12 protein-coding genes are annotated in these 12,384 nt (G+C 59.9%); 9 read left to right on the top strand and 3 right to left on the bottom strand.

The window, feature by feature from the left end:
• Positions 1-108 precede the first annotated feature (108 nt).
• Together FJD34_RS24725 and FJD34_RS24720 are read left to right on the top strand one after the other, a co-directional pair.
• Complete coding sequence (locus tag FJD34_RS24725) at positions 109-540, top strand: OsmC family protein (RefSeq protein WP_032857107.1); 432 nt, start codon at positions 109-111, stop codon at positions 538-540.
• A gap of 143 nt (positions 541-683) precedes the next feature.
• Complete coding sequence (locus FJD34_RS24720) at positions 684-923, top strand: DUF1161 domain-containing protein (protein WP_032857106.1); 240 nt, start codon at positions 684-686, stop codon at positions 921-923.
• Here FJD34_RS24720 and FJD34_RS24715 read toward each other — a convergent pair whose 3' ends face one another.
• Positions 924-1,352 carry a PA0061/PA0062 family lipoprotein gene (locus FJD34_RS24715; protein ID WP_032857104.1) on the bottom strand — a complete coding sequence of 143 codons (429 nt, stop codon included), beginning with the start codon at positions 1,350-1,352 and terminating at the stop codon, positions 924-926.
• An 87-nt stretch (positions 1,353-1,439) separates the two neighbouring features.
• Between FJD34_RS24715 and FJD34_RS24710 the strand changes: the two genes are divergently transcribed.
• Positions 1,440-2,480, top strand: coding sequence for an aminopeptidase (locus FJD34_RS24710; protein ID WP_032857102.1), 1,041 nt, complete (start codon positions 1,440-1,442; stop codon positions 2,478-2,480).
• 85 nt (positions 2,481-2,565) lie between these two features.
• Here the strand turns inward: FJD34_RS24710 and FJD34_RS24705 are convergent, their stop codons facing one another.
• Complete coding sequence (locus FJD34_RS24705) at positions 2,566-3,225, bottom strand: HAD family hydrolase (RefSeq protein ID WP_090292595.1); 660 nt, start codon at positions 3,223-3,225, stop codon at positions 2,566-2,568.
• On the bottom strand, positions 3,222-3,764 hold the full coding sequence (locus FJD34_RS24700) for a gamma carbonic anhydrase family protein (RefSeq protein ID WP_032857099.1): 543 nt from the start codon (positions 3,762-3,764) through the stop codon (positions 3,222-3,224). The genes FJD34_RS24705 and FJD34_RS24700 overlap by 4 nt, the downstream gene beginning before the upstream one ends.
• A 101-nt stretch (positions 3,765-3,865) precedes the next feature.
• On the opposite strand from FJD34_RS24700, the gene prlC reads away from it, so the two are divergent.
• The 6 genes from prlC (at position 3,866) to FJD34_RS24670 (ending at position 12,359) form a co-directional block, all read left to right on the top strand.
• Entirely contained in the window at positions 3,866-5,917 is a 2,052-nt protein-coding gene (prlC, locus tag FJD34_RS24695; RefSeq protein WP_032857098.1) for an oligopeptidase A, read from the top strand.
• Positions 5,914-6,186 (top strand): YheV family putative zinc ribbon protein, encoded by a 273-nt coding sequence (locus tag FJD34_RS24690; RefSeq protein ID WP_032857097.1) that lies wholly within the window; start codon positions 5,914-5,916, stop codon positions 6,184-6,186. Before prlC ends, FJD34_RS24690 begins: the two co-directional genes overlap by 4 nt.
• Before the next feature lie 128 nt (positions 6,187-6,314).
• Positions 6,315-8,348 (top strand): M3 family metallopeptidase, encoded by a 2,034-nt coding sequence (locus FJD34_RS24685; RefSeq protein ID WP_157695993.1) that lies wholly within the window; start codon positions 6,315-6,317, stop codon positions 8,346-8,348.
• Between the two features lie 202 nt (positions 8,349-8,550).
• Positions 8,551-9,303: a gluconate 2-dehydrogenase subunit 3 family protein gene (locus FJD34_RS24680; protein WP_032857094.1), complete on the top strand. Its 753-nt coding sequence runs from the start codon at positions 8,551-8,553 to the stop codon at positions 9,301-9,303.
• Positions 9,304-9,305: 2 nt separating this feature from the next.
• On the top strand, positions 9,306-11,090 hold the full coding sequence (locus tag FJD34_RS24675) for a GMC family oxidoreductase (protein WP_090292599.1): 1,785 nt from the start codon (positions 9,306-9,308) through the stop codon (positions 11,088-11,090).
• Positions 11,091-11,102: 12 nt separating this feature from the next.
• The gene (locus FJD34_RS24670) at positions 11,103-12,359 is read left to right on the top strand and encodes a cytochrome c (RefSeq protein WP_090292601.1); all 1,257 of its coding nucleotides are present in this window, start codon (positions 11,103-11,105) and stop codon (positions 12,357-12,359) included.
• The last annotated feature ends 25 nt before the right edge of the window (positions 12,360-12,384 follow it).

Genomic DNA, 12,384 nt, shown 5'->3' with positions numbered 1-12,384 from the left:
TCGTGAAATTTCCTACTGAGCCACTAGGTTTTTCTGATGAGGTGAACTTTGCCAGAGCTTCTATCCTCAGAACCTTACTGATGCAAAACCACTGCTTGGGAGATTGCTATGAGTATCGTGAAAAAAGCCTCCGCTCACTGGGAAGGCGACCTGAAGACCGGCTTGGGTTCTATCTCGACCGAAACCGGCGTACTGCGTGAAGCGCCCTACGGCTTCAAGGCGCGTTTCGAAGGTGGCAAGGGCACCAACCCTGAAGAATTGATCGGCGCGGCCCATGCCGGCTGTTTCTCCATGGCCTTTTCCATGATTCTCGGCGAGGCCGGGCTCAAGGCCGACAGCATCGACACTCAGGCCGAAGTCACCCTGGACCAGGTGGACGGTGGTTTTGCGATCACCGCGGTGCACCTGATCCTCAAGGCCAAGATCCCGGGCGCGAGCCAGGCGCAGTTCGATGAGCTGAGCAAAAAAGCCAAGGAAGGATGCCCGGTGTCTAAGGTCCTGAATGCGACCATCACCCTGGATGGCACCCTCATCAACTGATCTGCGCAGGTCCACTGTGGGAGCAAGCCAGCTCCCACATTTTGTTGTGCGTTAAATCAGAACTCGCGTTTCGCAAATGTGGTCTCATATCCATGCAGCCTTTGGCGCACACCCGTGCGCGATGCATTTAGGGAGCTTCACACATGAAACGTTTTGCCTTGGCGATTATCTGCGGTGCTTTGGCCACGTCGGCAATGGCCGCACCGAAAGACTGTGAAGAGCTCAGGAAAGAGATTGAAGTTGGCCTGCAGGCCAAGGCGATTCCGTCCTACACCCTGGAAATCATCACTGCCGAAGAAGCCAAGAATCATGACGAAGCCATGATCGTCGGCTCTTGCGAAAACGGCACCAAACGCATCATCTACCAGCGCAATGACGACTGATCAGGGAATACAGTTGACGCTGCGTTCCTCTGCCAGCAACTGACGCTGTGCGTTATACAGCCGGATATTCGGGGTGAAGCCCAGCGAGCGCCCTTCCAGGCGATAGCGCTGGCCGGCTTCGAATTGGTCGTATTGCACGGTGATAAAACAGGTACGGTCCTGGGGCTGGCTCAGTCCGCTGCCCAGGCCACCGCCGGCATACACCTCGAAATCAAAACGCACCATCAATTCGTGGCTACCCGGTGGCACCTGGAAGTAGCGCCCGTCGTTGAGATTTTTGCCATCCAGGCGCTGCGCCATGACCAACTTGGCGCCCGGCGTCGGGGTGGCGAAATCGACCCAGGCCTGTTGCGGGTCGGCTGGCGGGATTGGTGTGGAAGCGCAAGCGCTGAGAAAAATCGCCACCAGGGCAGGCAAGAGCTGACGCATGTTGGGCACTCTACGGTAGGAATGGTGTGAGCATAGCGCCAACAAGCCAGATAGTCTGGCAGGCCCATCACCCTGGAGCAGTTTGAAATGGCATGGCATTTATTGGCGGGGCTGATGTGTGTAGTGCTCGGCGGCTGCTCCAGTGTCAGCTATTACAGCCAACTGGCCAGCGGCCAATGGCAGTTGCTGCGCTCGCGCGAACCGGTGGCCGAGGTCATTGCTGACCCGGCGCGGCCACAAGTGCTGCGCGATCACCTGGCGCAATCCCAGAAGGCGCGTAGCTTCGCCAGCCAGCAACTGCATCTGCCGGACAACCAGAGTTACCGGCTGTATGCCGATATCGGTCGGCCGTACGTCGTCTGGAATGTCTTCGCTACCTCAGAATTTTCCTTGTTGCCCCAAAACCATTGCTTCCCGATCGCCGGGTGCGTGGCCTATCGCGGTTATTACAGCCAGGGCGCGGCGCGTGGCGAGGCGGCGTTGCTGCAACTGCGCGGCATGGATGTGTCGATTGGCGGGGTCGAGGCCTATTCCACTTTGGGCTGGTTCGACGACCCGATCATGAGTTCGATGATGCGCTGGGGCGAAGAGCGCTTGGCCACGGTGATTTTTCACGAGTTGGCTCACCAGCGTTTTTATGTGAAGGACGACACCGAGTTCAATGAGTCGTTTGCCACCTTTGTCGAGCAGGAAGGCACCCGGCAATGGCGCGCGGCCCGTGGCCTTGCGCCTGCCAGCGAGTCGAGCCTGAAACAGCGCGACCAGTTTATCCAGTTGATTCTCGACACCCGCACCCGCCTGGAACGCCTGTATGCGCAGCCCTTGGCAGCGGATGCGATGCGTCAGGCCAAGGCGGCCGAATTCGAGCGTTTGCGCAATGATTATCGACAGATGCGCGACAACCAGTGGGCCGGCGACAAGCGTTATGACGCCTGGATCAACCAGCCGATGAACAATGCGCGGTTGTTGCCGTTTGGTTTGTACGACCAGTGGGTGCCGGCGTTTGCGGCATTGTTTGCGCAGGAAGGTGGGGATTGGCTGAAGTTCTACAGGGCTGTGGAACAGTTGGGGCGCTTGCCGGTGGAGCCGCGCAAAGTGGCGTTGCGGCAGTTGGTAGGCGGCCTTTAGGGCCTCATCGCAGGCAAGCCAGCTCCCACATTTTGATGTGTGAACACCGGCCAATGTGGGAACGGGCTTGCCCGCGATAGCGAGCTCAAACCCGCCGCAAAAACGCCTGATGCATCTCGGCCAGCGTCTCAAAATGCCAGCGCGGCGCCTCGGCATTCAACTCTTCAAAACTACCAAACCCATACCCCACCGCCGCCGCATCCAGCCCATTGCTGCGCGCGCCGATCAGGTCATGCTTGCGGTCGCCGACCATCAAGGTGCTGGCCGGGTCCAGCCCTTCTTCGCGCATCAAATGGGCGATCAATTCGACCTTGTTGGTGCGCGTACCGTCCAGCTCGCTGCCGTAGATCACCTTGAAGTGCTTGGCGAAATCGAAATGCCGGGCGATCTCCCGGGCAAATTCCCACGGCTTGGAGGTGGCCACATACAGCTGGCGCCCCTGGCCATTCAACGCTTCGAGCAATGGCATGACCCCCTCGAACACGCGGTTTTCATAGAGCCCGGTGACTTTGAAGCGCTCGCGATAGAAATTCACGGCCTCCCAGGCGCGGGCCTCGTCGAAGTCATAGAACTGCATAAAGGCCTGCAGCAGCGGCGGGCCGATAAAGTGTTCGAGCTTGGTCAGGTCAGGCTCATCGATGCCCAGCTTGCCCAAGGCGTACTGGATCGAACGGGTGATGCCTTCCCGTGGGTCGGTCAGGGTGCCGTCCAGGTCGAATAGAACGGTCTGGTAATCCAGGGTCATCGGTCGAATCCTTCTGCCAGGTGCAGGTCCTTGAGCTTCACGTAGTTCGCGGCGCTGTAGGTGAAAAAGGCGCGTTCTTTGTCAGTCAGCGCACGGATCTGTTTAACCGGGCTGCCCACGTACAAAAAACCGCTTTCAAGTTTCTTGCCCGGCGGTACCAGGCTGCCGGCGCCGATGATCACATCGTCTGCAACCACGGCGCCATCCATCACGATGCTGCCCATGCCGATCAGGATCCGGCTGCCCACGGTGCAGCCATGCAGCATGACTTTGTGGGCGATGGTCACGTCGTCGCCGATCAGCAGCGGGAAACCGTCAGGGTTGAAGGGGCCGGCGTGGGTAATGTGCAGCACACAGCCGTCCTGCACGCTGGTGCGTGCGCCGATGCGGATGCGGTGCATGTCGCCGCGAATCACCGTCAGCGGCCAGACCGAACTGTCTGCGCCAATTTCAACATCGCCGATCACCACCGCCGAAGCGTCGACAAAAGCCCCGGCGCCGAGGGTTGGCGCGTGATTCTGATAGGTGCGAAGGGTCACGATAGCCTCTCTCTGTTTGGTTGATAGCTGCGGTGGGCATTGATTGTAATTAAGATGGCCCCATCTTTGTCTTATCTGTTTCTTCAGCCAAGGTGCCAACCGTGAGCGCGAACAACCCTCTTTTGCAGTCCTACGACCTGCCGCCGTTCTCGGCGATCCGTGCCGAGCACGTCCAACCGGCGATCGAACAGATCCTGGCCGACAACCGGGTCGCCATCGACGGCATCCTGCAAAGCCAGGGAAAAAATCCTACCTGGGCCGGCCTGATCCTGGCCATGGACGAACTCAACGACCGCCTGGGCGCCGCCTGGAGCCCGGTCAGCCACCTCAATGCCGTGTGCAACAGCGCTGAACTGCGCGAAGCCTACGAGGCCTGCCTGCCGGCATTGAGCGCCTACTCTACCGAGATGGGCCAGAACCGCGAGCTGTTCCAGGCGTTCGAAGCCCTGGCCAGCAGCCCCGAAGCCGCCGGTTTCGATGTGGCGCAAAAAACCATTCTGGAACACGCCCTGCGCGACTTCCGCCTGTCGGGTATCGACCTGCCGCCGGAACAGCAAAAGCGCTACGCCGAAGTGCAAAGCAAGCTTTCCGAGTTGGGCAGCAAGTTTTCCAACCAGTTGCTGGACGCCACACAGGCCTGGACCAAACACGTTACCGACGAAGCGACCCTGGCCGGCCTGACCGATTCCGCCAAGGCACAAATGGCTGCCGCAGCCCAGGCCAAAGAGCTGGATGGCTGGCTGATCACTTTGGAATTCCCCAGCTACTACGCGGTGATGACCTACGCCCAGGACCGCGCCCTGCGTGAGGAAATTTACGCTGCCTACTGCACTCGTGCGTCGGACCAGGGCCCGAATGCCGGTCAGAACGATAACGGCCCGGTGATGGAACAGATCCTCGACCTGCGTCAGGAGTTGGCCCAACTGCTCGGCTTCGCCTCCTTCTCCGAGCTGAGCCTGGCCACCAAAATGGCCGAGTCCAGCGATCAGGTCCTGAGTTTCCTGCGCGACCTGGCCAAGCGCAGCAAGCCATTCGCCACCCAGGACCTGCAGCAGCTCAAGGCCTATGCCGCCGAACAGGGCTGCGCCGACCTGCAAAGTTGGGACAGCGGTTTCTACGGCGAAAAATTGCGTGAGCAACGCTACAGCGTGTCCCAGGAAGCCCTGCGCGCCTACTTCCCGATCGACAAAGTGCTGGGCGGCCTGTTTGCCATCGTCCAGCGCCTGTACGGCATCGAGATCGCCGAGCAGAAAGGCTTCGACACCTGGCACCCGGATGTCCGCCTGTTTGAAATCAAGGAAAACGGCCAGCACGTCGGCCGCTTTTTCTTCGACCTGTACGCCCGCGCCAATAAGCGTGGTGGTGCCTGGATGGACGGCGCGCGCGACCGTCGCCGCACCGTTGACGGTGTGCTGCAAAGCCCGGTGGCTAACCTTGTGTGTAACTTCACGCCGGCCGACAGCGGCAAACCTGCCCTGCTGACCCACGATGAAGTCACTACCCTGTTCCACGAGTTCGGCCATGGCCTGCACCACCTGCTGACCCGGGTTGAACACGCGGGCGTGTCTGGCATCAACGGCGTGGCCTGGGATGCAGTGGAGTTGCCGAGCCAGTTCATGGAGAACTGGTGCTGGGAGCCGGAAGGCCTGGCACTGATCTCCGGCCATTATGAAAGCGGCGAAGCACTGCCTCAGGACCTGCTGGAGAAAATGCTCGCGGCGAAGAACTTCCAGTCCGGCCTGATGATGGTGCGCCAGCTGGAATTCTCGCTGTTCGACTTTGAGCTGCACGCCACCCACGGCGATGGCCGCAGTGCGGCGCAGGTGCTTGAAGGCGTGCGTGACGAAGTCTCGGTGATGCGCCCTCCAGCCTACAACCGCTTCCCCAACAGCTTTGCGCACATCTTCGCCGGTGGTTACGCGGCGGGTTACTACAGCTACAAGTGGGCCGAAGTGCTGTCGGCGGATGCCTTTTCCAAGTTTGAAGAGGACGGTGTGCTTAACCCTGAAACCGGGCGTGCCTTCCGCGAGGCGATCCTGGCCCGTGGTGGTTCCCAGGCGCCGATGGTGCTGTTCGTCGACTTCCGCGGACGTGCACCGTCGATTGACGCACTCTTGCGCCACAGCGGCCTGAGTGAGGACGCGGCAGCATGAGTGACGGACCTGTGATCACCAAGAAGCAATTTATCGCCGGCGCCGTGTGCCCGGCGTGCAGCGAGCCGGACAAGTTGAAGATGTGGACCGAGGACAGCGTGCCGCATCGCGAATGCGTGGCTTGTGGGTATACCGACACGCTCAATGACCAGGGGTTGTCGGTGCCCAGGGAGCTGGGTACTCGGGTTAACACCTCGGCGTTGAAAGTACCGGATGCCAAAGTGCAGGCGGTGCAGTTCTTTCCCAACCCCAAGTTGAAAAAACACTGATTGACTGAAACACCCCATCGCCTTTCGCCCCTCTGCGGCGTAAGGCGATGTACATAGGTATTGCTTGGCCCGGATTGGTTTTTTTTAGACTTTCGAGTTCCACTCGAAGGACAAAAAGGAACGAACCCATGTTTGGCCACAACCCCTTGCTACAGACCGGTGAGCTACCACTGTTCTCGCAGGTCCACACCGAACACCTCGCGCCGGCGGCACAGGCATTGATTGCCGACAGCCGCCGTCAGGTGGACGAAACCCTACAAACCCAAGCGCTATTCCCTACATGGGATGACGTGGTGCTGGCCATGAGTGATCTCTACGCCCGCCTCGATGCGGCCCAGCGCATAGTCATGGTGCTGGACTCTGTAGCCATCGATGATGACTGGAGGCGCGCCGCCAGCGACTTCCATGATCAGTTGAATGCTTATAGAGCAGAACTGGCCGCCAGCCCGCAACTGCATGCTCTCTACGCAAGCCTTGGCGCGAGCCCGATAGCGCGGCTTTTCGACCCGTCGCGTCAACGCGTACTGGAAAAAACCGTGGCGCGGTATCGAAGGTCAGGCTCCATGTTGCCGGCCACGTCCCGTGAACGTCTGGCTTACCTGACAGCGGTCAATCAGCAGCTTGAAGCCGACTTTTCCTACCAACTCATTCAAGCAACTGCTGCGTGGAGCAAGCATATCCAGGATGAGACATTGCTTGAGGGCGTGCCCGCCAGCCTCAAGCACTCGATGGCGGCCAAGGCCCGCGCGCAGGGATTGACCGGCTGGTTGGTCACATTGGAGGGTGAGACGGTTCGACGTTTGCTCGCGCAAGCCGCGAACCGGGGGCTACGCCAGGAGGTATGCAGTGCATTTTATAGTCGTGCTTCTGATATCGGTCCGCACGCGGGCTTGTACGATAACAGCGACCACCTGAGGGTGGTGATGGATGGGCGCCATGAGATCGCCAAACTATTGGGTTACGACAACTTTGCCCAGTTGGCGCTGGAAAACCAAATGGCTACGTCCACCGACCAAGTGCTGGCGTTTTTGCAAAAACAACTGGCAAGTGAGCAATCCACCTTTGCCAGTGACCTACTGCAACTCCAGGCAATGGCCGCTAGCCATGGGGTCTTTGATCTGAAACTGTGGGACTACGCGTTCTTCGCGCAAAGGATTCGCCAGCAAGTTGCCGGTGTTTCTGCGCAACAGTTACGTGAGTATTTTACGTTGGATGACACGCTCTTTCGGTTGTGCGAACTCTTCCAGCAATTGTTTGGCGTGCAGTTCGTTGAGCGCACGGATTTTGATCGGTGGAGTGCGTCTGTTCGTCTGTTCGAGGTGCAGGAGTTCAACGAAGTCCTTGGCTATGTGTTCTTTGAACCATTTTTGCGCGCGGGGGCGGATGAGGCTCCAAACAGCTTTGCCTTGCGCGATCGGCACAAGGATGCCGAGGGTTTACTGACGCGTCCGAGCGTTGTCTTGCAGTGTAATTTCATGCAGGAGGAGCCTGGGCAACCCTATTTGCTTGACCACGCCCAACTGAGAGTTCTATTCCATGAGTTTGGGCACTGCTTGCAACAAGTACTGACAAGCGCCGAGCACCGTGAGGTTTCGAGTTCGTCGGGCTACGGGCGCGACACTTCGGAGTTTATTGGCGAGTTCCTTGAGCAGTGGTGCTTCCAGCCAGAAGTACTCACTTGGCTGTCCCGCCATCATCAGACGGGTGAGCGTCTGTCGGACGGCTTGGCGCATAGGCAAGTGAGCCATCTCTCCATTCAAACGTGCTGGGACACGGCCGAGTTATTGATGGCTGCCCTATTCGATTTTGAATTGCACAGGACCTGGGGCGACGGGCGCAGCATTGAGCAGGTCTTCGACGATGCCGCCGTGCAAGTCGGGTATTTGACCGAGCTGTCCGGCCTGCGCCCGGTCAATCAGCTGACCCATATCATGCAAGGCTATGAGGCCAACCTATATTCCTACCGGTGGTCCGGTGTCCTCGCAAAAGAAGCTTTTTCAAGGTTTCTGCGTGAGGGGGTGTTCAGCCCGCAAGCGGGGCGTGCTTTTCGGGAGACCGTATTGGCCCCAGGTAATTCGCGGCCATTGTGCGAGTCATTGCAGGTGTTTCTCGGTGTGACGCCGGGCATCTTGCTCCAGGGGCAGGAGCCACTTGCTCATTAGGCCCTTGGTCAGCGTTGTGTGCTATTTCTGGATATTTTGTGGCTGAAACGATTCGTCTGATGCTTAGGCTGCTATCATTTCGTAACTATTTATTACCGCTGCGTTCTATTTCCTAGGGTCTTTTTGGCCCAATTCGCTGCCCAAACCACAAGCCACTCCCAGAAGTGGCTAAAAAACCGTGACCACATGATGAGGTGCCACCATGTCTGATCAAGATCGAGACAACCCCCGGCGTGACTTTTTGCGCAAATCCTTGACCTTGATCCCGGTGGTCACGGTTGCCAGTACCGGCCTTGGCGGCTCGATGCTGATGGCCACGCCGGCGCCTGCCCAGGCCAGCCCGGCCAAGGCCCCCGCCAGTGAAAAGGCCTACGAGCCCAGCTACTTCACGGCTGAGGAATGGGCCTTTATCAACGCCGCCGTCGCGCGCTTGATTCCTGCCGATGCCCAAGGCCCAGGCGCCCTGGAGGCCGGTGCGCCGGAATACATCGACCGTCAGATGAACACCCCTTACGCCAGTGGTGCCCTGTGGTTCATGCAAGGCCCGTTCAATGCCGACGCGCCGCCCGAGATGGGCTGGCAGAGCAAACTGGTGCCCAAGGAAATTTATCGCCTGGGTATCGCTGCCACGGATTCCTGGTCGAAAGCGTTCAACGGTAAAGCATTTGCTGGGCAAGACAGCGCTACCCAGGATGATTTGCTGCGCCGCCTGGAGGCTGGCGGTGCCGAAAGCGGCGAGCATTTCGCGGCGGTACCGCCGAAGATTTTCTTCAACTTGTTGCTGCAAAACACCAAGGAAGGGTTCTTCTGCGACCCGATCCACGGCGGCAACAAAGGCATGGTCGGCTGGACCATGATCGGCTTCCCCGGCGCCCGCGCCGATTTCATGGATTGGGTTGAACGCAACGAGCAATACCCCTTCCCGGCTGTTTCCATCCGTGGCGAGAGGGCATAAACGTGGCGACCATCATGAAGAAAGTGGATGCAGTCATTGTCGGCTTCGGCTGGACCGGCGCGATCATGGCCAAGGAGTTGACCGAAGCGGGCTTGCACGTGGTAGCGCTGGAGCGCGGCCCGATGCAGGACACTTACCCGGACGGTAACTACCCGCAAGTGATCGATGAACTGACCTACAGCGTGCGTAAGAAACTCTTCCAGGACGTCTCCAAGGAAACCGTGACCATTCGCCATAGCGTGAATGACATCGCCTTGCCCAACCGCCAGTTGGGCGCCTTTCTGCCGGGTAACGGCGTGGGCGGCGCGGGCCTGCACTGGTCGGGCGTGCATTTTCGGGTCGATCCCATCGAGCTGCGCATGCGCAGCCACTACGAAGAGCGCTACGGCAAAAACTTCATACCCAAGGACATGACCATCCAGGACTTCGGTGTCAGCTACGAAGAGCTGGAACCGTTCTTTGACTACGCCGAAAAAGTCTTCGGCACCTCCGGCCAGGCCTGGACCGTGAACGGCCAACGGGTGGGAGAAGGCAAGGGCGGCAACCCTTACGCGCCGGATCGCTCCAGCCATTTCCCACTGGAGTCGCAGAAAAATACCTACTCGGCGCAGCTGTTCCAGAAGGCCGCCGCCGATGTGGGCTACAAGCCCTACAACCTGCCTTCGGCCAATACATCAGGGCCCTACACCAACCCCTACGGCGCGCAGATGGGGCCGTGCAATTTCTGCGGATTTTGCAGCGGCTATGTCTGCTACATGTACTCCAAGGCATCGCCCAACGTGAACATCCTGCCGGCGTTGCGCCAGGTGCCGAACTTTGAGCTGCGGCCCAATTCCCACGTACTCAAGGTCAATCTCGACAGCACCAAGCGCAAGGCTACCGGCGTGACCTATATCGACGCCCAGGGCCGCGAGATCGAGCAACCGGCAGACCTGGTGATTCTCGGCGCGTTCCAGTTCCACAACGTGCGCCTGATGCTGCTCTCGGGCATTGGCAAACCCTACGACCCGATCACTGGCGAAGGGGTGGTGGGCAAGAACTTCGCCTACCAGAACATGGCCACCATCAAGGCCTACTTCGACAAAGACGTGCACACCAACAACTTCATCGGCGCTGGCGGCAATGGCGTGGCGGTGGACGACTTCAACGCCGACAACTTCGATCATGGGCCCCACGGTTTCGTCGGCGGCTCGCCGATGTGGGTCAACCAGGCGGGCAGCCGGCCGATTGCCGGCACCTCCAACCCGCCGGGTACACCGGCCTGGGGCAGCGCGTGGAAGCGCGCCACGGCCGATTACTACACCCACCAGGTGTCGATGGACGCCCACGGCGCCCATCAATCCTACCGGGGCAACTACCTCGATCTGGACCCGGTGTACCGTGATGCCTACGGCCTGCCGCTGCTGCGCATGACCTTCGACTGGCAGGAAAACGACATCAAGATGAACCGCTTCATGGTCGAGAAAATGGGCAAGATCGCCGAAGCGATGAACCCCAAGGCGATTGCCGTGCTCGGCAAAAAAGTCGGCGAACACTTCAACACTGCGTCCTACCAGACTACCCACCTCAACGGCGGCGCGATCATGGGCACCGACCCGAAAACCAGTGCTGTGAACCGCTATTTGCAGTGCTGGGATGTTCACAACGTGTTTGTGCCGGGCGCATCAGCTTTCCCACAAGGGCTGGGCTACAACCCTACGGGCCTGGTGGCTGCGCTGACCTACTGGTCGGCCCGGGCGATTCGCGAGCAATACCTCAAGAACCCCGGCCCGCTGGTTCAGGCATAAGGAGCGACGACCATGAAAGCATTTGTTATCGCGACCCTGGCCCTGATCAGCAGTTGCTCGGTGAGCGCCGCGCAAACGGATCTGATCAAACAAGGCGAATACCTGGCCCGCGCCGGCGACTGCGTGGCCTGCCACACCGCCAAGGGCGGCAAGCCGTTTGCCGGTGGCCTGCCGATGGAAACCCCGATCGGCGTGATCTACTCCACCAACATCACCCCGGACAAAAGCGGCCTGGGGGACTACAGCTTTGAAGACTTCGACAAGGCCGTGCGCCACGGTGTCGCCAAAAACGGTAGTACGCTTTACCCGGCGATGCCCTACCCGTCTTACGCACGCGTCAGCGAAACCGATATGCAGGCGTTGTATGCGTACTTCATGAAAGGTGTGGAGCCGGTCGCCCAGCAGAGCCAGGACAGCGATATCCCCTGGCCTCTGAGCATGCGTTGGCCGCTGGCCGCATGGCGCTGGATGTTCGCACCCGAGGTGGCGGGCTATCAGGCCCAGGCCGGTGCCGACCCGGTGATCAGCCGTGGCGCCTACCTGGTGGAAGGTCTCGGCCACTGTGGCGCCTGCCACACGCCTCGGGCCTTGACCATGCAGGAAAAGGCCCTGAGCGCGTCTGAAGGTGCGGCGTTCCTGTCCGGCAGTGCGCCGTTGGAAGGCTGGATCGCCAAAAGCCTGCGCGGCGACCACAAGGATGGCCTCGGCAGTTGGAGCGAAGAGCAACTGGTGCAATTCCTCAAGACCGGTCGCAGTGATCGCAGCGCGGTGTTTGGCGGCATGAGCGATGTGGTCGTCCACAGCATGCAGTACATGTCGGAAGATGACCTGACGGCTATCGCCCGTTACCTCAAGAGCCTGCCGGCGGTGGACCCCGAGGATCAGCCGCATCAGTACGACAAACAGGTGGCCGAGGCGCTGTGGAAGGGCGATGACAGCCAGCCGGGCGCTGCGGTGTATATCGACAACTGCGCGGCCTGCCATCGTACCGATGGCCATGGCTACACCCGGGTGTTCCCGGCGCTGGCGGGCAACCCGGTGTTGCAAACGGCCGATGCCACGTCGCTGATCAACATTGTGTTGAATGGCGGCACCCTGCCGGCTACTCACGCCGCGCCTTCCACCTTCACGATGCCGGCGTTTGCCTGGCGGCTGTCGGATCAGGAAGTGGCGCAGGTGGTCAGCTTCATTCGCGGCAGTTGGGGTAACCAGGGGGCGCCGGTCAAGGCCAGCGATGTGGCAGACTTGCGCAAAAACCACAGCGAGTGACGAGCAGGTTCTGATTTGGCGTTTG

Origin of the sequence: Pseudomonas brenneri (assembly GCF_007858285.1) — a bacterium.
Lineage (GTDB): Bacteria > Pseudomonadota > Gammaproteobacteria > Pseudomonadales > Pseudomonadaceae > Aquipseudomonas > Aquipseudomonas brenneri.
This window is presented reverse-complemented; position numbering and strand designations above follow the sequence as displayed.